The sequence below is a fragment of the Stutzerimonas sp. LR2 genome (assembly GCF_055755175.1).
Genome location: NZ_JBVTRR010000004.1, coordinates 33,736 through 56,169 on the forward strand (window position 1 = coordinate 33,736; position 22,434 = coordinate 56,169).

19 protein-coding genes are annotated in these 22,434 nt (G+C 64.9%); 8 read left to right on the forward strand and 11 right to left on the reverse strand.

Going from position 1 to position 22,434, the window contains the following annotated elements; translation table 11 throughout:
• Positions 1-65: 65 nt before the first annotated feature.
• The 6 genes from ACVRRC_RS14685 to ACVRRC_RS14710 all read right to left on the reverse strand — a co-directional run bounded on the left by ACVRRC_RS14685 (position 66) and on the right by ACVRRC_RS14710 (position 6,632).
• A complete protein-coding gene (locus ACVRRC_RS14685; protein WP_014596812.1) occupies positions 66-857 on the reverse strand; it encodes an ABC transporter permease in 792 nt (263 codons plus the stop codon).
• Positions 854-1,684, reverse strand: a complete 831-nt coding sequence (locus ACVRRC_RS14690; RefSeq protein WP_011913410.1) for an ABC transporter ATP-binding protein — start codon at positions 1,682-1,684, stop codon at positions 854-856. The genes ACVRRC_RS14685 and ACVRRC_RS14690 overlap by 4 nt, the downstream gene beginning before the upstream one ends.
• Positions 1,681-2,652 carry a YVTN family beta-propeller repeat protein gene (locus ACVRRC_RS14695; RefSeq protein WP_169917806.1) on the reverse strand — a complete coding sequence of 324 codons (972 nt, stop codon included), beginning with the start codon at positions 2,650-2,652 and terminating at the stop codon, positions 1,681-1,683. The genes ACVRRC_RS14690 and ACVRRC_RS14695 overlap by 4 nt, the downstream gene beginning before the upstream one ends.
• A gap of 18 nt (positions 2,653-2,670) precedes the next feature.
• On the reverse strand, positions 2,671-3,147 hold the full coding sequence (locus ACVRRC_RS14700; protein WP_011913408.1) for an SEL1-like repeat protein: 477 nt from the start codon (positions 3,145-3,147) through the stop codon (positions 2,671-2,673).
• A gap of 2 nt (positions 3,148-3,149) precedes the next feature.
• Positions 3,150-4,337 carry an ABC transporter substrate-binding protein gene (locus tag ACVRRC_RS14705; protein WP_125886102.1) on the reverse strand — a complete coding sequence of 396 codons (1,188 nt, stop codon included), beginning with the start codon at positions 4,335-4,337 and terminating at the stop codon, positions 3,150-3,152.
• Positions 4,338-4,466: 129 nt separating this feature from the next.
• On the reverse strand, positions 4,467-6,632 hold the full coding sequence (locus ACVRRC_RS14710) for a methyl-accepting chemotaxis protein (protein ID WP_472997303.1): 2,166 nt from the start codon (positions 6,630-6,632) through the stop codon (positions 4,467-4,469).
• A gap of 389 nt (positions 6,633-7,021) precedes the next feature.
• Between ACVRRC_RS14710 and ACVRRC_RS14715 the strand changes: the two genes are divergently transcribed.
• The 4 genes from ACVRRC_RS14715 (at position 7,022) to ACVRRC_RS14730 (ending at position 12,046) form a co-directional block, all read left to right on the forward strand.
• Positions 7,022-7,459: a cupredoxin domain-containing protein gene (locus tag ACVRRC_RS14715; RefSeq protein WP_026006449.1), complete on the forward strand. Its 438-nt coding sequence runs from the start codon at positions 7,022-7,024 to the stop codon at positions 7,457-7,459.
• Positions 7,460-7,499: 40 nt separating this feature from the next.
• On the forward strand, positions 7,500-8,762 hold the full coding sequence (locus ACVRRC_RS14720; protein WP_125919353.1) for a sensor histidine kinase: 1,263 nt from the start codon (positions 7,500-7,502) through the stop codon (positions 8,760-8,762).
• Entirely contained in the window at positions 8,762-9,421 is a 660-nt protein-coding gene (locus ACVRRC_RS14725) for a response regulator (protein WP_049325385.1), read from the forward strand. The genes ACVRRC_RS14720 and ACVRRC_RS14725 overlap by 1 nt, the downstream gene beginning before the upstream one ends.
• A 327-nt stretch (positions 9,422-9,748) precedes the next feature.
• Positions 9,749-12,046: a TonB-dependent receptor gene (locus ACVRRC_RS14730; protein ID WP_125460407.1), complete on the forward strand. Its 2,298-nt coding sequence runs from the start codon at positions 9,749-9,751 to the stop codon at positions 12,044-12,046.
• Between the two features lie 96 nt (positions 12,047-12,142).
• Here ACVRRC_RS14730 and ACVRRC_RS14735 read toward each other — a convergent pair whose 3' ends face one another.
• The 4 genes from ACVRRC_RS14735 to exaA form a co-directional block, all read right to left on the reverse strand.
• Positions 12,143-13,234, reverse strand: coding sequence for a DUF2703 domain-containing protein (locus ACVRRC_RS14735; protein ID WP_472997163.1), 1,092 nt, complete (start codon positions 13,232-13,234; stop codon positions 12,143-12,145).
• A gap of 88 nt (positions 13,235-13,322) precedes the next feature.
• A complete protein-coding gene (locus tag ACVRRC_RS14740) occupies positions 13,323-14,639 on the reverse strand; it encodes a methyl-accepting chemotaxis protein (protein WP_108241702.1) in 1,317 nt (438 codons plus the stop codon).
• A 135-nt stretch (positions 14,640-14,774) separates the two neighbouring features.
• Positions 14,775-15,428 (reverse strand): pentapeptide repeat-containing protein, encoded by a 654-nt coding sequence (locus ACVRRC_RS14745; protein WP_125919357.1) that lies wholly within the window; start codon positions 15,426-15,428, stop codon positions 14,775-14,777.
• A 157-nt stretch (positions 15,429-15,585) separates the two neighbouring features.
• Complete coding sequence (gene exaA, locus ACVRRC_RS14750; RefSeq protein WP_017243925.1) at positions 15,586-17,457, reverse strand: quinoprotein ethanol dehydrogenase; 1,872 nt, start codon at positions 17,455-17,457, stop codon at positions 15,586-15,588.
• Between the two features lie 310 nt (positions 17,458-17,767).
• On the opposite strand from exaA, the gene pedF reads away from it, so the two are divergent.
• From pedF to ACVRRC_RS14770, 4 genes are all read left to right on the forward strand, one after another.
• The gene (gene pedF, locus ACVRRC_RS14755; RefSeq protein ID WP_011913396.1) at positions 17,768-18,205 is read left to right on the forward strand and encodes a cytochrome c-550 PedF; all 438 of its coding nucleotides are present in this window, start codon (positions 17,768-17,770) and stop codon (positions 18,203-18,205) included.
• Entirely contained in the window at positions 18,205-19,119 is a 915-nt protein-coding gene (locus ACVRRC_RS14760) for a substrate-binding periplasmic protein (protein WP_011913395.1), read from the forward strand. The genes pedF and ACVRRC_RS14760 overlap by 1 nt, the downstream gene beginning before the upstream one ends.
• Before the next feature lie 77 nt (positions 19,120-19,196).
• Positions 19,197-19,943 carry a quinoprotein dehydrogenase-associated SoxYZ-like carrier gene (locus ACVRRC_RS14765; RefSeq protein ID WP_045159107.1) on the forward strand — a complete coding sequence of 249 codons (747 nt, stop codon included), beginning with the start codon at positions 19,197-19,199 and terminating at the stop codon, positions 19,941-19,943.
• A gap of 46 nt (positions 19,944-19,989) precedes the next feature.
• Positions 19,990-20,919 carry a quinoprotein relay system zinc metallohydrolase 1 gene (locus tag ACVRRC_RS14770; RefSeq protein WP_472997164.1) on the forward strand — a complete coding sequence of 310 codons (930 nt, stop codon included), beginning with the start codon at positions 19,990-19,992 and terminating at the stop codon, positions 20,917-20,919.
• A 6-nt stretch (positions 20,920-20,925) separates the two neighbouring features.
• Here ACVRRC_RS14770 and ACVRRC_RS14775 read toward each other — a convergent pair whose 3' ends face one another.
• Complete coding sequence (locus ACVRRC_RS14775) at positions 20,926-22,164, reverse strand: substrate-binding protein (RefSeq protein ID WP_472997165.1); 1,239 nt, start codon at positions 22,162-22,164, stop codon at positions 20,926-20,928.
• Positions 22,165-22,434 lie beyond the last annotated feature (270 nt).

The window sequence follows — 22,434 nt, forward strand, 5'->3', positions numbered from 1 at the left end:
AACAATGGCCACGTCTTTGAAATCCTACGATGGAGGGGAGAACCGGTACCAAAGTAGTAGTCGTCTCATGCCGACCGGCGCAACGCGGCGTGCTGGGGGTTGAAGCTGAGCACTGCGAGCAGGCTGAAGATGACGGTCAGCCCGAGGCACACCAGCAACGCAGTAGGCGCCAGGCGCAGGTACAGGGCGTTGCGCACCAGTTCCACGGCATGGGTGAACGGGTTGATGGCGCAGATCCAGTACAGCCATTCGCTGGCTTCGCGCATCTTCCACAGCGGATACAGCGCCGAGGACAGGAAGAACATGGGGAAGATCACGAAATTCATGACCCCGGCGAAGTTCTCCAGCTGGCGGATGCCGTTTGACAGCAGCAACCCCAGGGCACTCAGCATCAGCGCCACCAGCAGCAGGGCGGGCAGGGCGACCAGCAGACCCAGCGGCGGCGGTTGCACGCCGTAGAACCAGGCAATGGCGAGGAAGGCATAGACCTGCAGCAGTGAGATCAGCGCCGTGGCCAGCAGCTTGCTGGTGAGCAGGAAGCTGCGCGGTAGCGGGCTCGTCAGCAAGACACGCATGCTGCCCATCTCGCGGTCGTAGACCATCGACAGCGAGCCCTGCATGCCGTTGAACAGCAGGATCATGCAGGCCAGCCCCGGCACGATGTAGGTCTCGTAGGTGATGTAGGTGTCGTACGGTTCAATGATGGCGATGCCCAGTGCCGCGCGGAAGCCGGCGGCGAACACCACCAGCCAGAGTAGCGGGCGCACCAGCGCGCTGAGAAAACGCGAGCGCTGCTGGACGAAACGCAGCCACTCACGCAGGACGATGCCGCGCAGGCATTCCCAATAGGCAGTCATGAGTGTTTCGCTCCAGAGGCGAGTCCCGTGCTTTCGCCAGCGGGCTCGGGTGTTTTCGGCGGCATGGCTGCGGACCGATGTGCTGCTCCATCGAGCCCTGCGCCTTGCGCGTCGCTCCCGGTCAGCCGTGCAAAGCTCGCTGCCAGATCCTCGCCATCGAGGGCCAGGCTCGCCACGCTGCCCTGAGCGACCAGACGGCCGCGATTGAGCACCAGCAGATCGTCATCGGCCTGGACCTCATCGAGCAGGTGAGTGGTCCAGAGCACGCTCATGCCCTCGTCACGGCATAGCGCTCGCACATGCTGGTTGAGTGCCTGGCGGCTGGCAGGGTCGAGGCCTGCACTGGCCTCGTCGAGCAACAGCAACTCTGGGCGATGCAGCAACGCGCGGGCGATCTCGACGCGTCGGCGGTGACCGCCGTTGAGTTCACGCACCTTGCTGCGGCGCCGTTCGCCGAGCTGCTGGCGCTGCAGCTCGAGTTCGATGCGTTCATTCGCCAAGGCCCGCGGCATGCCGTGCAGGGCGGCGTGGTAGCGCAGGTTCTGCTCGACGGTCAGGTCCAGGTCCAGCGTGCTCTGCTGGAACACCACGCCGAGGCGGGCGAGCGCCTGGCGCGGCGCCTCGCGCAGACCGAAGCCGGCGATGCGGATCTGCCCCCGTTGCAGGTCGTACAGGCGCGTGAGCAGGGCGATCAATGTCGACTTGCCCGCGCCGTTCGGCCCCAGCAGTGCGGTGAATCTCCCTTTGGCGGCGGCGAAACTGACACCGTCCAGCGCACGTCGCGCGCCATAGGCGAAGGCCACGTCGCTGACCTCCAGCGCGCTCATGGCGTGACCACCACACCCCAGGGGTAGCGACCGACCTTGATCGACTTGGTGACCTTCAGCTTGGCCACATCGATCACCGAGACGTCGCCGCTGACGCCGTTGGTGGTCAGCAGGAGGCTCTCGTCGGGGTTGAACGCCATGTGCCAGACGCGTCGACCGACCAGCAGATAGTCCAGCACCTCGTAGGTCTTCGCATCGACCACCGCGATGTGGTTGGCCGGGCCCAGTGCGATGAAGGCGTATTTGCCGTCGGAAGTGAGCTTGATACCCACCGGTTGAACCTTGTCCGGGTGCACGCCCTTGATCTTGAAGGTCAGGGTCTTGAGGATTTCGCGCTTGTCCACATCCACCACGCTGACCGTTCCGCCGATCTCGGCCGAGGCCCAGAGCAGCTTGCTGTCCTTGGTGAACTCGACGTGGCGAGGGCGCTGGTCGACCAGGGTGTTGTCCACCAGCTGGTTAGTACTGGTGTCGATCCAGTGCAGCATGTTGGTGGTTTCGCTGGTGTTGACTGCCCATTTGCCGTCCGGGCTGACTGCCATGCCCTCCGGCTCGACGCCGACATCGATCTGCGCGAGCACCTCTTCCTTGTCGACATCGACCACGGTGACCAGCGCATCGTCCTCGTTGGAGATGTACAGCCACTTGTTGTTGGGGTGCAGGGCGAACTGCTCGGGGTCCGCGCCGGACGGCAGCTGCTTGATGATCTGGCGGGTGGCCAGATCCATCACCTGCACGGTGTCCGAATCGCTGGCACAGATGTAGAGCAGCTTGTTGTCATGGGAGAGGGTGAGGCCGCGCGGGCGCATTCCGACCTGCAGCGTCTCGACGGTCTCCATCTTGTCGAGATCGATGACGCTGATGCTGTCGTCCTTCTCGTTGGAGACATAGGCGGTAGCCGCGGCCGCGGAGCCGCTGGCGAAGACCAGGGCCAGAGTGATCGCAGAGGCAAAGGCAGTTCTGGGCATGTTTGAGCTCTCTTGTCGTTATTCTGTTGTGCGGGTGGCATCCAGCCGCATGAGGTAGTCGGCGGCTTCCTGCTGACCACCGGCTGCGGCACGTTCCAGCCAGGCGCGTGCGGCATCGGGATCGGCGTCGACGCCGCGGCCTTCGGCCAGGGCCACGCCCCAGTGATAGCGCGCCAGGCTGACGTAGGCGGCGTCGTCCGGCTGTTCCGCGCCCTGCTTCATGAAGGCTGCGGCCTTGGCCTGGTCAGCGGGCACGCCGGAGCCCGATTCGTACATCTGGGCAAGCCAGATCATCGAATACACGTCGCTCCAACGCTCAATGCAGTCCTCGAAGATCTTCCTGGCCGAAGCGTGGTCACCGGTCTTTTCGGCAGCGTAGCCGTAGAGGCATTTGATGCGCTTATCACTGTCGATGTAGGACTCGTAGCTCAGATCGCTGGTCTCGGCGCTTGCCAGGCGGGTGCCTAAAGCCAGCATGAGAAGTGCACGGCGCATGTTTAAGGCTCCTGCTGGTCAAGGCGGCAACGGCTTTCCGGCGCATCGAGGCCCAGGGTGTCCAGCTCGCTGGTGGGATGCAGAAAGCCGTCCTGCGGCGAGTTGGAAACCAGTGCGCGTGGGTGCACCAGCGGGATCGGCTGGCGCAGCTGGCCGTCCCAGGCGCGATAGCTCAGCTTGCGGCCCTTGAAGCCGTCGAGCGGCAGTTCGCCACTGAGCGACAGCTGGCGGATCGCCGCGGCGTCGGTGCTGCGCAGGCGTGTGACGGCCGCGGCGAGGCTGCGCACACCCATCCAGGCGGCGAAGTCGCGATCGTTCATCCAGCGGTTGGCATGAGCCTCGAAACGCTTCTGCAGCTGCGCGGCGCCGTAGGTCTCGACGGTCTTGTGCCAGCCGGTTGCGGTCAGACCCTGAGTGCCGGCAACCGGGCGCGGCAACCAGGTCTGGTAGGGCACGTACTCGCCGAAGTCGCCGCGCTCGTCGGCCACCAGCACCACGTCATACTCGGCGGCCTGGGTGAACAGCGGCATCTCCGCCTGGGCGCTGCGGCGCTGGTCGTTGTCGAAGCTCCAGGCCTTTTCCACCAGGATGCGGTGGCCGAAACGCTTGGCCGCGCGCCTCAGCGCCTCGGCGTAGGCCTGGTCGTCTTCGGTAGGGCCGACGATCAGCATCCAGCGGTTCCAGCGCCGCGCAGCGAGAAACTGGCCAAGGGCGTCGGCGAGCATGCTTCGACTGGGCAGCGTATGTAGCACGTTGACCTGGCAGTTCTGGCTGCGCAGCGCATCGTCCGCGCTACCGGCGTTGATCAGCAGGCTGTCCGGCATCGCTTCGGCGAGCTGGCGCAGCGTCGCGGCCGGCGCGTTGACCACGAACAGGCGCAGCCCGTCGCCATGCTGCCGGGCTGCCTGCTGCAGCAGGTCGTCGGAGGTTTCGCTGGTCACGGCGTCCAGCACGTAGCTGTGCTTGAGGAAACGCCCGGTGCTGTTGCTGTCGGTGATGGCGAGTTCGGCCCCACGCAGGCCGGCGTCCTCCGGTTCGGGGATCACGTTGGAGAGCAGCGGACCGGGATCGGGGCGGTAGCCGAGATAGCCGATACGCACCTCAAGCTCGGCCCCGGCAGCCGCCAGAGCGAAGGGCGCACAGCAGGCGAGGGCGGCCAGCAAACCGGCTCGTCGTAATACGTGGCGCATGGGCAGCTCCTGTGACGTTGCAGGCAGCATAGGAACCATGGCGGAGCGGGGGAATATGCAGAAAGTACCGGCGGGGCGGTACCAAGGTAGTAGAGAAGCGGCGCAAGGGCGCCGCTTCTCCTTGATCGACTAGCGTACCGAGCGGACCTTGAAGCGTCCGACCTGCTCGATCATCTGCCGCGCCTGCTGCGTCAGTTCCTGAGCCGCCTGGGTCGATTGATCCGAGTTCGAACTGTTGTGGTGCACCACTTCATCGATCTGGCCGATGGCCTGGCTGACCTGTTCGATGCCGGACGCCTGCTGGCTCGAAGCCTGCGCAATCTCTTCCACGAGTTGCGATACCTGCGCTGCCCCCCGAACGATGGCCTCCAGTGCTTGCGCGGTGTCGTCGGTCAACTCCATACCCTTGACCGTCCGCGCGTTGGATTCCTGAATCAGGCGGGTCGAGCGTTGCGCAGCCTCGGCACTGCGTGCCGCGAGCTGTCGCACCTCGTCCGCGACCACGGCGAATCCGCGACCATGCTCGCCGGCGCGAGCCGCCTCGATGGCCGCGTTCAGGGCAAGCAGGTTGGTCTGTGTCGCGATCTCTTCGATCGCTCTGATGATGTTGGTGATATCCAGGCCGGACTGATTGATCTCCTGCATGGCGGCCTTCAACGTCGCCATCAGCTCGTTGCCGCCTCGCGCCGAGTGTTCGGATTTGCGCGAGAGACTGTTGGCTTCGTTCGCGTACTCGGAGGTTTGACGGATCTGTACCGCCATCTGGTTGATGGTGGCGCTGATTTCGGTGACGGCCGAGGCCGACTCGGTCGCGCCGGTGGATAGCTCGTGGCTCAGACGGGTGACCTGGCCGGCCTTGTCGTTGATGAGCCCGGAACTGAGCTGCACTTGGGAGACCAGCTCGTTCAGGTTGTCCACCATTCGTCGAAGGGCAAGGCCCAGCTGGTCGCGTTCGGATGCCAGACGGACCTCCACCGCCAGGTCGCCCTGAGAGATGCGTTCGGCGACATGCACCTGCTCCTGCAGACTGTCTGCCATGCGATCGAGGCTGGCCGAGAGCTGGCCTACTTCATCCGCCGAGCGATGCCCCAGGCGCTGCGAGAAGTCGCCCTTCTGAATCGCACCAGCCAGTTGTGCGGCCCTGCGGATGGGCAGGGCAATCGCGCGTGCCGAGAGCCATAGCGCAATCACTGCGAGTAGCGATATGACGACCCCGGCGCCGACCTGCTGCAGCATGCTTCGTTGGCTCTGCGCGTCCATCTCGGCCTTGAGTTCGGTCGCCTTAGCCAGGACGATCTGCTTGTCGATCTTGAGCATCATCGACCAGGGTTTGCCGGTGCGGCCCAGGTGAATCGGCGCCAGGACGATCATCATTCCGTTGTCATCCAGCCGCGCAAGCCGTTCGCCTTTCTGGATCGAATCCAGAGCGGGCCGCCACGCGTCCGGCAGTACCTGCTGGAAATGCTGGCCGATCAGGTTGGGATACCGGCTCTCCGCCACGATCAAGCCCTGATCGCTGACGATCGCCACTTCACCCTGGCCCTCGAACAGCTTTGCGGAGACTTCCTGGCTGATACGCTGGACGAAGTCGAGGTCATAGTCGGTACCGGCCACACCGAGGAAGCGACCGTCCGCGATGATTGGTACCGAGAGCGTCGCCAACCAGACCTGCCTGCCCTGTACGACATATGGCAGAGGGCCGAGCACGCTCTCCTTGAGGGTTTCCCGCGGGCCGATGTACCAGCCGCCTTTGAGTACGCCGTTGGGGTGCGTGTCCTGGGTGTCGTATTCCACCAATGGCTGGACGGCGATCTTGCCGTCTGCGCTTCGCGTCCAGTAAGGCGTGAAGCGTCCGGTCTGAGCGTTGTTGCCGTTCTGCCCGTCGGTGAAGAGGTAGTCCTGGCCGTCGATCGCGTCCGGTTCCCAGCACGAATAGGTTCCGTTGAAGTCCGGCTGACTCTTCAGCACGTTCAGCAAGACCGCGTTGACCTCGTCGCGGCCGACCTGCAATCCGCCGTTCTCCTTCGACTTGGCGACCGCGAAGGTGGTTGCCATGCTGCGCGCCGTTTCCAGCGCCTCGGTGAACTCGGTGCGGATCTCTTCGGCGTATTGGCCGGCGAGGTGTTGCAGGTTCTGCAACGCGTCTTCCTGTGCCTGCTGGCTGACACGGGTCGACACCAGATGCTGGGTGGAACTGGCCAGATAAACGCTGTAGCCGATCAAGATTCCCGCGGATATCAGCAGGCATAAGCCGCCGATAACCGCTATTCGCTGCTGGATGGATTTGAGAGGCATCACGGTACGACTCCTGATAACGCATGAGAAGACAGCTGCGGCGAGCCCTCGAGCGCGTGATCGCGCCTCGGCGGTTGCGCGAAATGGGTGATGTCCAATTGGCATCATTGATATCGAGATATTGCGGCCGGACCTCAGGGAAGTTGATCCGTACCTTGGTACCGATACTTTGGTAGCGGTATGGCTGTGGAGGGGCATGCGGCGGTCTTCCGGCCCGCGAGACCTGTGCTGCCTTTGCGCTGAATCGAGTGGCCGGCCGGCCCAGATTCCAATGCTGGCCGGGCTCGACGTGGCGACCTCTGCTGGCCGCGAGGCGCTACCAAGGTAGGAGGTGGTGGCGAGCGCGGCGCCTTAGGATGGGCACCGACAACAATAAAGAGGCCAGTGCCATGCCCACCTACAAAGCTCTGCTGCTCAACGTTCTGTTCATCGGCAGCCTGATCGGCTTCGATTGCAGCCACGCCGCCGGCGATCTCACACGCCGCACCCAGGCTCTGCCGGACCTGCGTTTCGGTTCAGAGGAAAGCGACTACGCCGTCTCGCAGAAGGAATACCAGCTGGAGACCGGTGTCGCTTACCAGCTCAAGGTCAGCTCCGACGGCCAGAAGGAATGCGCGTTCCAGGCTCCGGAGTTCGCCAAGTCGATCTTCTTGCGCAAGGTCGAGGCCGGCGGTGTGGAGATCAAGGCCATTACCCTGGTCGAGCTGGAGTTCGAGGATGCCGGCGAGGCCGAGATTTTCTTCCTGCCGGTCAAGCCGGGCAGCTACCCGTTCTACTGCAAGGGGCTCGAGGGCAAGGGCATGGAAGGCCGCTTCGTGGTCAAGTGAGGCGACACGCGAAGGTGGCTGAATTCCGGAGGTAGCCGATATGTCCGCGCTCTGGCGACTGAACCTGCTGGTGGCACTGTTCTTCGCCCTCGTGGCGATGGTCTGCCTGGCTGTGCTGCTGCGCCAGGCGAGCCACGACGTGCAGCGCGAACTGGATGCTGCGGCAGCCGTGGTTGCCTACCTCGGCGAGATGGCCGAGCGCGATCCCGCCACCTTGCGCCCCGAACTTACCGATAGCCTGCGGCATGTGCGGGTGCGCTGGCTGTCGCCCGGGCAGCCAGCGACCGACGGCGGCGATACGCTGCTCACCGACTGGCTCGGCACGTGGCTGTATCCGGCAGAGCTGGCCGCTCCCAGTGAGCTGCAGCTTCCCGGGGGCGAGCGCCTGCAGATCAGCGTCGATCCGAGCGACGAGGTCGAGGAAGTCAGGGATTCGCTGTTGCAGCTGCTGGCTCTTTTCGGAGTGGCCCTGCTGCTTTGCCTGTTGGCGATCCGTTGGGCGGTGCGCCCCGGCATGCGTGTGTTGGCAGAGCTGTTCGGCGCGTTGGTGCGTATCGCCGACGGGCGGCTCGATACCCGGCTGCCGCCCCATCGCTTCGCCGAGGCGCGCGAACTCGCCGAGCGCTTCAATCACATGGCTGCCGCGCTGGAAGACACGCGAGCGGATAACGACCGGCTGACACAGGCGCTGCTCGCGCTGCAGGAACGCGAGCGCACCCGTCTGGCGCAGGCCCTGCATGACGACCTGGGACAGTACCTGGCAGGCATCCGCGCCCGGGCCTGCCTGTTGCGGGTCCAGGCGGACCAGCCGGATGCCGTGCGTGAAACCGCGGCCCATCTCGAACAGCACAGTCTGGATCTGCAGAACGGTTTCCGCACCCTGGTGCGCGACCTCTACCCGGTGATGCTCGATCACCTCGAGCTGGCCGATGCCATCGGCCAGCTTGCCGAGCAGTGGCAGAGCACCCAGGGGATCGAGTGCGAACTGCAGTTGCAGGGTGCGCTGCCACCGCTGTCGATGGAGGCCAAGTTGCACCTGTACCGCATGGTGCAGGAGGCACTGACCAACGTGGCGCGCCATGCGCGAGCGACCCGCGTGCGACTCCAGCTACGGGCCGATCGCAACGGGGTGCGGCTGTTGCTGCGCGACGATGGCCATGGCTTGCCGCCTGAGCGGCTCGGGGTCGGTCTGCGTTCGATGGTGGAACACGCCCGCTGTCTCGGCGCGCGGCTGCGCATGCGCCATCGCCCGGGGCACGGCTGGGCGCTTTATTTGAACCTGCCTGTGGAAGGAGCGACGTGATGAAAATACTGCTGGTGGATGACCATGCGGTGGTGCGTCAGGGCTATGCCAGCCTGCTCAAGGCCCTGTTGCCCGAGGTGAGTGTCAGCGAAGCCGAAAGCGGCGAGCAGGCGCTGCAGCAGGTGCAGGAAAGCATTCCGAATCTGGTCGTGCTCGATCTCGGCCTGCCGGGCATCAGTGGCCTGGAGACCTGCCGGCGCCTGCGCCAGCGATTGCCGCTGTTGCCGGTGCTGGTGTTCAGCATGCACGACGAGCTGGCGCTGGTGCGTCAGGCGCTGGACGCCGGCGCTTCGGGTTACCTGACCAAGCGTTGCGCGCCGGACGTGCTGGTCGAGGCGGTACGCAAGGTGCTCGCCGGGCAGACCTTCATCGAGCAGCCGCTGGCGACCGATCTGGCCTGTCAGCGGCCGTCGCGCTCCCCCGTCAATGGACGGCTGGCAGATATGACGCCGCGTGAAATGGAGATCTTCATCATGCTCGCCCGGGGCATCGGCAATCGCGAGATCGCCGAACGGCTGTGCATCAGCAGCAAGACCGTCTCCAATCACCTGGCGCTGCTCAAGAGCAAGCTCGAAGTCAGCTCCCAGGCTGAGCTGGTGCACCTGGCGATTGACCAGGGCCTGTTGCGCGTCGGCGACCACATGCTCTGCGAGGCCTGACGGCAGCCCGGTACGGTCGCATTCATTATTGCCGCGGTTCTTGCCGCGGCGACCTTCCTCTGGCAGCGCTTCGCTGCCGCTTCCCCGTCTTTCCACGGCCCGTACGGACGGGCAGCGCCTGCGAGCGCTGGAAGTCGTCGCCCGTTCTAGTCCACAGGACGTAATACCAAGCGCCTGGCAATCGGGAAGATTTCCCGCCAGAGCCGGGAAATCTTCCCTGTCGGCGCAGCGGGGCACCTTTCGATAATCGCGCCTGGCCGCTTGCCATCATGCAGCGGCCCGGGCGGCTTGTCCGCCGCGCACCGCCAACAAGAACAAGGAACAACCATGTCGTATCTCTGCCGCAGCGCAATCCCCCGGCGCACGTTGCTGTCCCTTGCCATCGCCAGCGTCCTGCCTGGCCTGGCGCATGCCGACGAAGCGTTCGATCTTGGTCGCGATGACGTGGTTGCCACGACTCCGTTGCCGGGCATCGATCTGCCCAGGGACCAGGTGCCGGCCAATATCCGGACACTGGATGACGAACAGCTGCGCAAGCTGGGCGGCCAGTCGCTCGCCGAGAAGCTGCAACGTGGCCTGCCCAGCGTCAACGTTAACGAAATCCAGGGCAATCCTTACCAGGCCGATCTCAACTACCGCGGCTTCACCGCCTCGCCGCTGCTCGGTACGCCGCAGGGGTTGTCCGTGTTTCTCGATGGTGTGCGGGTCAACGAAGCCTTTGGTGATGTGGTGCACTGGGACCTGATTCCCAGCACCGCCATCGCCGACATGCTGTTGGTCCCGGGCTCCAATCCGCTGTACGGCCTGAATACCCTGGGTGGTGCGCTGGCGCTGCAGACCAAGCGTGGCGATACGCATCCCGGTGGCTCGGCGGAACTCTATGGGGGTTCGTTCGGGCGCAAGGGCGGCGCATTGGAGCATGGCGGCAAGCATGAAGAGCTGTCCTGGTACCTGGCCGCGGAGGGCATGGAGGAGGACGGCTGGCGCGATCATTCGCCATCGGACGTGCGTCAGCTGTTCGGCAAGTTCGCCTGGACCACCGACACCACCGATATGGCGCTGACCCTGGCTCATGCCGACAACGATCTGATCGGCAACGGCCTGATCCCTGAGAGCATGCACCAGCGGAGCCGCCAAGCCATCTTCACCCATCCGGACCAGACCGAAAATCGCAGCCACCTGATGGCGCTCTCGGCCAGCCACTGGCTGAGCGACAGCGATCGATTCTCCGGCACCGTCTATTTGCGTCGTACCCGCACCGCAACGCTCAACGGCGACGGCAACGACGAATACGAGGATGAATATGAGCAATGGGAGGACGACGGCTTTGTGGGTGAGGCGCCAGAGAGCGGTGTGTTGAACCGCACTCGCACCGCTCAGCGCGCGTTCGGCCTGGCCTTGCAATGGACGCATTACGTGGGCGCTCACCAGTTCGCCGTGGGCCTGGCCCACGACAACACGCGCGCCAGCTTCCATCAGAGCGAGCAGGGCGGTGAGCTGACCGATTCGCGCGGCATCAGCGCCACAGAAGAGGAGGAACAGGCCAACAGCTTGCTGGGTCGCACCCGCTCTTCCAGCCTCTACGCCACCGACACCTGGTCACTGACGGACGACCTGCAGCTCACCGGCTCGCTGCGCTACAACCGTACCCGGGTGGTCAATGCCGATCGCATGGGGGACGCGCTCGATGGTGACTTCACCTATCGCAAACTGAACCCGGCGCTCGGCTTCGCCTGGCAACTGCAGCCGGCTGTGACCCTGTATGGCGGCTTCACCCAGGGCAACCGCGCGCCGACCCCCATCGAACTCGGCTGCGCCGATCCGGAGAACCCCTGCAGCCTGCCCAACGCCATGGCCGCCGATCCCTTCCTGAAGCAGGTGGTGACACGCACCCTCGAAGTCGGTGTGCGCGGCGAGCTGGCTGGCGGAACGCGCTGGAACGCCACGGCCTTCCGCAGCATGAACCATGACGACCTGCTGTTCGTCGGCACCGGTGGCAGCATGGGGTACTTCACCAACTTCGGGCGCACCCGCCGACAGGGCATCGAGCTGGGCCTGGCCGGCCAGCAAGGGCCGATCGACTGGCGGCTCGATTACACCTACCTGCACGCCACCTTCCGCTCTGCGGCGTGCCTGCTTGCCGAGAACAACAGCACCGCGGGCGAGGGTGGCTGTCCGGACGACGAAATCCGCGTATCCAGCGGCGATTATCTGCCGGGTCTGCCGAAGCACCACCTCAAGCTGGGGCTGGACTGGAATATCGATGAAAGGCTGCGCCTCGGCACCAGCGTGCTGGCGTACTCGTCGCAGTACGTACGTGGCAACGAGAACAACCGGCATCGGGCCAACGACGAGTTCGAGGGACGCGGCAGGCTTCCCGGCTATGCCGTGGTCAATCTTACTGCCGATTACCGGCTCGCACGTGACTGGACGCTGTTCGGCCGGGTCGACAACCTCTTCGACAAGCGCTACGCCACCGGCGGAGCGCTGGCAGAGAACCCGTTCGTGGGGGCCGGCAATGCCTTCGAAAGTGACCCGGACGAATGGCGGCACGAACAGTTCATCGCCCCTAGTGCTCCGCGTGCCGGTTGGCTGGGCGTGCGTTACCGCTGGGATGCGCTCTGAGCGATCCGGACGCGCAGTCGCCTGCCGAGCGCCGCGCTGGGCAGGCCCACGAAGCGCTCATGGGCGATTGCTACGGCGGGCGCGCTTCGGAGGGCTTCAGGCGCAGCAGTCGTCATCGGGTAGCGAAGGTGCGACGGGGTGGCCGAGCAGGCGTTGCGCCGCGAGCAGTCCCGCCTGCACGATCAGCGCGGCCGGGACCGCCTCATAACGTGTTTCGTTCAACTCAAGGGTCCGGCAGTTGGCCTCACCGCACGCCGAACAGCATTTGCTCTGCCCGTGAGCTGTGCCCAGCCACCGCTCCAGCGGTACACCGGCGATCCATATGCGATTCGATTCCAGCGGCGTCCGCGAGAAATCAGCCGGGGTGAGGGCGCAGGTCTGGACCCGCACCCTGACGCCGAACCGGCGCAACGCCTGCTGCAACCGACGGCTCGCCTGGCGTACCGCCTGCTCGGTGGCGCCACAGCGATCGCAGGTCTGGCCGCTGTCATTGACCAGGCGTTGCCAGCGAATCACCAGCGGGTCCATCGTGGTATCGGCGGTTGCGCTCTGTGCGCGCTGCGCGGCCATCAGCAGCTCCTGCCGGCGTTCGGCCGGCAGGGCGTGGAATACCTGCAGCGCGGCGTAGGCATCATTGGCCGCATAGGCTTGCTGCGCTTCGGTCAGCAGCGGATTGGCCCAGTTCGAGGTGGCCAGGCGGCGGGACTTGTCGATCTGCCTGCCCAGCACCGCAGCGACTGCGCCACGCAGGCCGACCTGGCCCTTCTTGCCCTGATAACGCAACAGCGAACCGAGATCGAGCAGGCTGTGAGCATGAATGCCCAGCCGTTGGTGCAGCCGTGAGCGGTCGGATTTCAGCCCGAACCCGATCTTCACCACCTGTGTCGCCTGCAGCACGGTGCGGGCCGCCTCGATGCAGCCGGGCCGCCCGACCCGCAGCAGGTAGGCTTTCGCCGGCGTGGCGAACTGGATGAGGTGCGGTCCGCTGGAAACTTCGCCGACCCTGAAGGTCGGCTTGGATTCGGTGTCGAAACCGATGCAGGCGCAGGCGAGAAGCTCCTGCGCTGCCGCGGAGAAGGCCTCGGCGCTCGCAGGCATGACGATGGCGTGATTCGGCAATCCCTGGAAGGCCGGCAGCCGCTCGACGTCCGACTGCACCGCGATGTGGATGATGGGCCTCTGGCTCAAGCGCTGATCCTCCGCCGGGTACATGCATTGCCCGATTGCGCTCGGGCCTGCCGGCAAGTGTAGGCGCTGGGCCGAGCGCAGCCCGCCATCAGTTCTTCAGCTGACTGGCGAACTGGCCGACCGCACTGACCACTCGCTGGGCGCCGTCCTGGATCTCGACGATGACCGCGCCGGCCTGGTTGGCGAATTCCAGGCCCTGTTCGGCCTGGTCTCGGCTGCTGGACATGCTGTGCACGGCAGCCTGGGCGAGGTCCTGGTTCTTCTGCACCACCCCGACGATTTCCTCGGCTGCCTTGCTGGTGCGCGCGGCCAGCTGACGCACCTCGTCGGCTACTACGGCGAAGCCGCGGCCCTGATCGCCGGCGCGGGCGGCTTCGATGGCGGCGTTGAGCGCCAGCAGGTTGGTCTGATCGGCGATCCCGCTGATGGTCTTTAGGATGGCGCTGATCAGCTGCGACTGCTTGTCCAGCGCCTCGATGCCATCGGAAGCCTCTTGCATCTGCTGGGCAATGCGATGCATCACATCGACGGTCTGCTGGACCACCTGGGCGCCGCGCTGGGCACTGAGATCGGTGTGGTGCGAGGTGTCATAGGCGATGGTCGCGGCCTCGGCGACCGCCAGCTCGCGGTTGACCTGATCGGTGATCACGGTGGCGAACTTGATGACCTTGTAGAGCTTGCCGTAGGCATCGTGCACCGGGTTGTAGGAAGCCTCCAGCCAGACCGTCCGGCCATGGGCATCGATGCGCTTGAAGCGGTCCGCAATGTACTCGCCGCGGTTCAGGCTGGCCCAGAAATCCCGGTAGGCAGCGGATTCCGCCTCTTCGCGTTCGCAGAACATGCGGTGGTGCTTGCCCTTGATCTGCTCGAGGCGGTAGCCCATGCCCTCGAGGAAGCGCTGGTTGGCCGTGATGACATGCCCGCCCAGGTCGAATTCGATGACGGCGGTGGAGCGCAGCAGTGCATTGATCACGCTCTCGTGCTCGCGTGACGTCTCGATGGTGCGGGTCAGGTTGGTGGCGCACAGGGTAAAGTGGTGCAGCGTGCCATCGGAGCCCTTGATCGGTTGCCAGATGGAGCGCAGCCAGGCTTCCTGGCCATCGGCACGCAGCAGGCGGTACGCCCCGCTGACATGCTCGGCACGCTGCATGGCGGTCTTGAGCCGTGAATAGTTCGGTTCGCTACGAAACTGCTGGCTGAAGAAACCATCGAGCGGGCGACCGATAAGGTCCTCGCGGCGATAGCCCATTTCACTGATGAACAGCTCGTTGGCGTGCTGGATGCGTCCTTGCGGGTCCAATTCGAGGACCATCATTTCCCTGTACAACGAGTTCTTGATCTGCTGGTTGATTGCCGCGTCCTCGCGCAACTCAGCCAGTTCCCGTTTTAGGTTTTTGTTGAACATCTGTTTGGCATCCAGTGGAGGGCAAGACCGCCCAGTCACTGCATCGGCGCCGTTCGAGTTTTCCTGAGGCGCAGTGGCCACCCTTCGCTCTATCCCTCCGATTGAGCCCCTCAATCGAACGGGCATGGCGGTGCATCACTTTTCCCAGTCATGCGGGCAGTCCTTGCATCCTTCCATATTGGTGCCCTGAAAGGTCGCGTAATGGCGGCGAGCACCGGTCAGTACGGCATCTGCCAGGTTGGCATCGTTGAGCTTGGCTTCCTGCAGATTGGCGTCGGTGAGGTCCGCCCTCATCAGGTCGGCCTTGCTCAGCCAGGTCATCTCCAGGTCGGCAGCGCGCAGGGTGCTGCCATGCAGCTTCGCGCCGCTCATGCGCGCGAACTCCAGGTAGGCGCCGGTGAGGTCGGCCCCCTTGAACTGCGTGGCCTGGGCGAACAAGCCCCAGCCCTGGATGGCGATCAGCCTGGCATCGGTGAAATTGGCCAGGCGCAGGTTGGCCTGTTGCAGGCTGGCGCGATTAAGCGTGGCGCCGGTGAGGTCGGCCTTTTCCAGATTGGCCAGGTCGAGGTTGGCGTGGCGCAGGTTGGCGCCGGAGAGGTTGGCGCCAGCGAGGTTGATCCGGCGCAGGTCCTGATTGCTGAGGTCGGCGCCGCGCAGGTCGGCGTTGGCGCATTGGCTGTCGGGCTGTAGCACGCAGCCGTTGACGGTCAAGGGGCCGTCATCCGCGGCGAAGACCGCGGCGCTGCTGAACAGCGCCAGTGGCAGAAGCAAACGGCAAGGGGCGTTCATGGGCGTCACCTGAGGCAGGAAATGAAAAGCGGTCGCGTGGCGTTTCTGGCCTGTCGACGAGAGCGCCAACCCGGAGCCGGCGAGGCCAGGCATGCCGCGCGAACCGCTGTACCTTGAGGGCTTGAGGACGTGCCCGCGTGGGCGGGCACGGCTCCACTCATCGTTTGGCGGTCTTCTTCTCCCATTCCGGCAGCTTGAATACCCAGAACGAGCCGCCCTGGGCGACCGGCTTGGTCAGCACGGCCATGTCACCGCCCCACAGGGGCACGGCGCCGCCATAGCCGACCGTTACGCCGATGTACTGCTCGCCGTCCTGTTCCCAGGTGATGGGCGGGGAAATCACGCCGCTGCCGGTCTGGAACTTCCACAGCTCGTCACCGGTTTTGGCGTTGAAGGCCTTGATGTAGCCGTCGCTGGTGCCGGTGAAGACCAGGTTGCCCTTGGTCGCCAGCACGCCGGCCCACAGCGGCAGCTTTTCCTTGTGTTCCCATTCCACCTTGCCGGTGGCGGGATTCATGGCGCGCAGGATGCCGACGTGGTCGTCGTACATGCGCTTGATGCGGAAACCCTGGCCCAGGTAGGCGGAGCCCTTCTTGTAGCTGACTTCCTCGGTCCAGTAGTCCTCCTTCCAGTGGTTGGCCGGCACGTAGAACAGGCCGGTGTCCTGGCTGTAGGCCATGGGGTTCCAGTTCTTGCCACCGAGGAAGGGCGGCGAGACTTCCACCGACTTGCCGTGCTTCTCGCCCGGCTCCGGTTTGGGTGGGCGCTGGCCTTCGTTCTCGACCGGTCGCCCGGTTTTCAGATCGATATGGCTGGCCCAGGTGATGCCGTCGACGAAGGGGAAGGCGTTCTGCAGCTTGCCGTCCTTGCGGTCCACCACATAGAAGAAGCCGTTGCGGTCGGCATGGGCGGTGGCCTTGACGGTCTTGCCGGCCTTGTCCTTGTAGTCGAACAGCACCAGCTCGTTGTTGCCGGAGAAGTCCCAGGCATCGTTCGGGGTGTGCTGGTAGAACCACTTCACCTCGCCGGTGCTCGGATCGACGCCGACCTGCCCTGAGGTGTAGAGGCTGTCGTAGTCGTTCGGATTGCCACCGTCGCTGGTGCGCTCCCAGCCGTTCCAGGGTGCCGGGTTGCCCGCACCGACGATGATGGTGTTGGTCTCCGGATCGAAGCTGGCGCTCTGCCATGGCGCGCCGCCGCCCTGGCTCCAGGCTTCCTTCTTGCCGGTGGGGTGGTTGGGATCGTCCGGCCAGGACGGCGCCTTGATGTCGCCGGTGGGGGTGCTGTCCTTGCCATTGAGGCGGCCCATGTGGCCTTCGACGAACGGGCGCATCCAGATTTCCTCACCGGTATCCGGGTCGCGGGCGAACAGCTTGCCGACGATACCGAACTCGTCACCGGAGCTGCCGTGGATCAGCAGGACCTTGCCGGTCTTGCCGTCCTTTACCAAGGTCGGTGCGCCGGTCATCGTGTAACCGGCGCCATGGTCGCCGAACTTCTTGTTCCAGACGACCTTGCCGGTGTCCTTGTTCAGTGCCACGACACGGGCATCGAGGGTGCCGAAGTAGATCTTGTCGCCATAGATGGCGGCGCCGCGGTTGACCACGTCGCAGCACGGGCGGATGTCGTCGGGCAGGCGATGGGCATAGCTCCACAGGCGCTTTCCGGTCTTCGCATCGAGGGCGAACACCCGCGAATAGGAGCCGGTAACGTAGATCACGCCGTCGTGAACGATGGCCTGGGATTCCTGGCCGCGCTGCTTCTCGTCGCCGAAGGAGAACGACCAGGCCGGGGTCAGCTTGAACACATTGCTCTCGTTGACCTGCGCCAGAGGGCTCCAGCGCTGTGCATTGGTGCCCATGCCGTACTGCAGCACGTTGCTGGTGGTGACATGGTCATTGGCGATGTCTTCCCAGCTGACCGGTTTGGCGTGCACGGCGCCCGCCATGGCAAGGCTGCCGGCCAGAGCCAGGCATTGCACGGCAAGTGCGAGCGGGCGGGGTGCGCCGGGGTGCGATCTTGTTTTCATGGTTGCGATTCCCTTGGTCGATTCGAACGAGGCCGCCACATCCGGCTGGCCAGGCGATTCGATTATTGGAAGCGCGGCGCGCGCACCGACACGGAAAAGCTCCCGCCAACACCGGGATTCCTTCCCGGCCGCCGATGATTTGGCCTTGCTACCGGTGGGGTGCCGAAGGTGGTAGCAAAACCCAGTACCAAGGGAGGAGATGCAGGCATCCAAAGCAGGATTCTGCCGATCCGTCCGCGCGGCCAACATGACCACCATGCGCTCCGATTGGGGCTGCCTTGCACAGGTTCTCGAATAGAGGGTGGTAGTCATGAACAACAAGATCATTTTGCGCGCACTGCTGGCAGCGGGTGTCCTCGGGGTTTCCGGACTGGTATTCGCCCATGGCGACGTGACGCCACAGGCTGTCAACACCAAAGGCCTGCCGGCGCTGGGTGAGGAGTGGCTGGACGAGAACCCCTATCGCGCGCCGAGCGAGCACCACGACCTCGCCGTGCAGATCGGCTCCTCCGCCTACAACCAGAACTGCGCCCGTTGCCATGGCCTGGAAGCCATTTCCGGCGGTATCGCTCCGGACCTGCGCGAGCTGGAAGCCAGCTACGACGGCGACGAGTGGTACAAGGAGCGCGTGATCAACGGCGCCGTGCGTGACGGTGCGGTTTACATGCCGCGCATGGCCGACACCCTCAGTCAGGAAGCGCTGTGGGCGATCCGTACCTATATCGAAAGCGAAGCGGCCAAGCAGTGATGGCCGGCGCGCGGCTGTTCCTCGCGCTGTGGCTGACGCTGTGCTGCGCGCTGGCGCAGGCGGACGTGGTCAGGGTGCGCGCCTTCGATGACATCATCGAGTCGGGCGTGCTCAAGGTGGCGATGTACGAGAACTTCCCCCCGTACAGCTACCAGCAGGACGGCCAGCCGCGCGGCGTCGACTTCGAGCTCGCGCAGAAGCTTGCCGAAGGCCTGGGCCTCAAGCTCGAAGTGCTGTGGGTGACGCCGGACGAAACGCTGGACGATGACCTGCGCAACTTCATCTGGAAGGGGCACTACCTGCGCCGCGACGTGCTGGCCGACGTGATGCTGCGCGTGCCGTACGACCGCGAGTTCTCCTACAAGCGCAACGAGCTGGGTGAACTGATCAACGAGCTGGTGGTGATGTTCGGGCCTTACCAGCGCGAGCGCTGGCAGACGGCCTATGACGATCGGCGCATCGAGGACGTGCCCAGCGTGGCGGTTTTCCAGTACCACCCGATCGGCGTGGAGGTGGACAGCGTCCCCTCGTTCTACCTGTCCTCGGTCTTCGAGGGTCGGCTGGCGAAAAACCTCCATCACTATCCCAGCGTGCAGCAGGCCTTCGCCGCGCTCAAGGAGGGCGAGGTCGACGCCACCATGGCGATGCGTGGCGAGATCGAATGGCTGATGGCCCAGGCGGGCGACAGCCACCTGAAGCTTGCGGAGAACGCCTACCCGAACATGGGCAAGCAGGTCTGGGATCTGGGCATGGCCGTACACGAGTCCAACCGCCAGCTGGCCTATGCACTGGAGGAAGTGCTGGAACCGCTGATCCTCGAAGGCGGTATGGAAAAGCTGTACGCCAAGCACGGGCTGCATTACGAGCTGCCCGGCTTGTACCAGGATGTGGAAAACGACGTGGCCGGGCGCTGACGGCGGCGTCATGCCGCTCCGGGCCGAGCGCTGCGCGATACCGATCCCGTTGCGGATCGCCGTTTCGAGGAGTCGACATGAGCGTCCGGATCTTGCTGTTGTTGATCGCCCTTCAGGGGCAGGCCGTGCTGGCGGCGGATGCCGACCCGCTGCAGTCGGTGATGTGGGAGTACCACCACAAGGGCTTGCTCAACGGCGAGCCCTACGTGTTTGACGAGCGCGTGCAGGTGCAGGTGCCGCCGTTCGCCGAGGACTCGCGGCAGGTGCCGATCCACGTCGATGCGCGTGCCCTGGGCGATGAGGTGGTGCGCATAGAAGCCTGGGCCGACCTCAATCCCATCCCGCGGATCTTCACCTTCGTCCCCGGCGACCAGGTGTTGCCGCTGGTGGCGATCCGCATCCGTGTCGAGCAGGCCACCCCGGTACGTGCCGCCGTGCTGACCCGAGATGGGGTCTGGCATGTCGGCTCGGCGAGGGTCGATGCCGCCGGTGGGGGGTGCACCGCGCCCAGCGTGGTGCGCGCGCAGCCCGGCTGGGAGGACCGGCTCGGTGAGGTGATCGGCGGGCGCTTCGTGCGCGGTGACTTCAGCCGCCTGCGCCTGCAGGTCTCCCATCCCATGGATAACGGGCTGGTCGGTGGCATTCCGGAGTTCTTCCTCAACCAGGCCGAGCTGCGCGCTGCCGACGGGCAGGTCCTGGCAGCGCTCGAGCTGTATCCCGCCGTCGCCGAGAACCCCAGCCTCAGCCTGGAGGTGAAAGGCGAGCAGGACACCCGCCTGTGGCTGCGCGACAACAACGGCAACGAGTTCGAAGCCGCGCTCTGAGCCCATCTCCGCTTCGGCCTGCGATAACCCAAGCCAAGGAGGCGTCATGCGCCTGTTCATTCTGATTTTCGCGTTCTGTCTGACGCCATCCGTGCACGCCGAGCTTCGCTACGAGCTGCAGCCGCAACCGCTCGCTGAGGGCGTCTGGCTGCTGGAAGGCTCGACGGCCAACTTCGACAAGGCCAATGGCGGCAACATCGTCAACACCGGTTTCATCGTCACCGACTCTGGCGTGGTGGTGATCGACAGCGGGCCGTCCAGACGCTACGGCGAGGCGATGCGCGAAGCCATTGCCCGGGTGACCGATCGGCCAATCATCAAGGTACTGCTGACCCACCATCATCCGGACCATGTGCTTGGCAACCAGGCATTCGCCGACGTGCCGATCGCCGCGCTGGCCGGTACCACCGAACTGCTGCGCGAGCAGGGCAACGCCATGGCGGAAAACATGTACCGCCTGGTCGGCGACTGGATGCGCGGCACCGAAGTGGTGCTGCCGACCGAGAGCGTCACGACCGGTACGCTGGAAGTCGGTGGGCGCACGCTGCGCCTGTTGGCGCTGCGCGGGCATACCGGTGCGGACCTGGCCATCCTCGACGAGCGCAGTGGTGTGTTGTTCGCCGGCGACATCCTGTTCTACCAGCGTGCGTTGACGACGCCAAACAGTCCGGGGCTGGATGTCTGGCTGGCTGATCTGGATACCCTCCAGGCCTTGCCCTGGAAGCGCCTGGTGGCCGGGCACGGCCCGGTGGCGGACGATACCGCGCCATTCGCCCAGATGCGCGACTATCTCGGCTGGCTCGATGGCCTGCTGCGTGATTCCGCCGCCAGCGGGGCGGATATGAACGAGGTGATCCAGAGTCCGATACCGGAGCGTTTCGCCGGCATCAGCCTGACGCGCTACGAACTGATCCGCAGCGTCAGCCACCTCTATCCGCGCTACGAGGCCGACGCGCTCGAACGCGTCGACCAGTGAGGAGTTTCACTGCAGCTGTAGCTGATCGCCGCGTTCCTGTTGCCAGTCATCCAGGCTTGGCGCAGCTTCTTCGCCATCCATGCGGTGGATGATGGTGAAGTAATCCTGCTTGAAACGGTCCTGCATGATTTCGCTGCGGTTGCGGACCCGCACGGCGTAGATGCTTTGCACGTTCTGATGGTCGAAGTCGCGCCAGTACTGCTCGTCCTTGAGCAGGCGATAGCGGTGGCCTTCCATGGCCGCGATCACCGCCTCGCTGTCCAGGCTGCCGGCACGCTGTGCCGCGGCCGCCCACTGCCGGACGATCCCATAGGCCGAGGCGGCGGTGCTGCCAGGGTAGGCCTGGTGCTGGGCGATGAAACGGTCGACGAAGGTCTGCCCTTCGACGCTGTCCACCAGCTTGGGCACGCGCCAGGTCCAGGCCTCGGTGCCGATCACGTTCTCCATGACCAGCGGTCCGGCCTGCTCGACGATGCTCTGGGTCAGGTTAGGCACGATGATCTGCATGCGCTTGCCCAGTTCCAGCGTCTGTGCCAGGCGCATGGTCTGTACCAGGTCCTGACCGAGCAGCACGATCACCAGTACGTCGGCGTCGCTGGCGGCAGCCTTCTGCAGTGCCGCCAGGTAGTCACCGCGGCGTGCGCCACGCTCGGCGATCTTCGAATAGCCGTGACGGGCACGGTCGCGGCTCTTGGTCGCCTCGCGCAGGGCCTGTTCCATGCTGCGGCCCCAGGCGTCGTCGAGGCTGATGTAGTAGTAACGCCGGTTGGGCATGTGCCAGCTGAGGTACTCGCCCAGCACCCGCGCGCTCATCCAGGCGCTATTGGATTCGCGGAACAGATGGCGATGGCCGTCGCGGCCGGTGATCTCGTTGGCGTAGCCGAGGGTCGGGAAGTACAGCAGTCCTAGCTGGCGTGCCCGCTGCCCGGCGGCGAGGGCTTCCTCGCTGTTGGCGCCACCGAACACCATGACGGTGCCCTGGCTGGCAAAACGATCGATATTCGCCTCGGCCTTTTCCGCGCGTGCAGCCGAATTGAGGCTGACCAGCTGTAGCGGACGACCGAGCACACCGCCGCGCCCGTTAATCTCGTCCACGGCGAGCAGGGCGCCGCGACTCAATTCGAGGCCTTCGGACTTGTAGTTGCCGGTGCTGGGGTAATTGAGCCCCAGGCGGATCGGCTGGGCGGCATTGGCGCTGGCGAGGGGCAGGAGGAGGAGGGTGAAGAGCAGGATCGGGTGAAACATGGCTCGTATCCTTCTGAGCGAGGGGATGTCCGTTTTAGGGGCTGGGCTGGCCGTGCGGAATAGTCTTTTCCGGCCGTTTGGTTGCGACTTCGGTGCCGTCGATGGCCCCTACCAGCCCTGGGAGGGCACGGTTTTCCTGGCCTGCAGCGGCGTATTGCTACCAAGGGAGGAGGAAAATCGGTACTGCGGGCAATTGTTGGCGAGGCGGGGCAAACCAAGAATCAGCAACAGACCGGGAAAATTTCCCGGCATAACAATGAACCCGCAGAG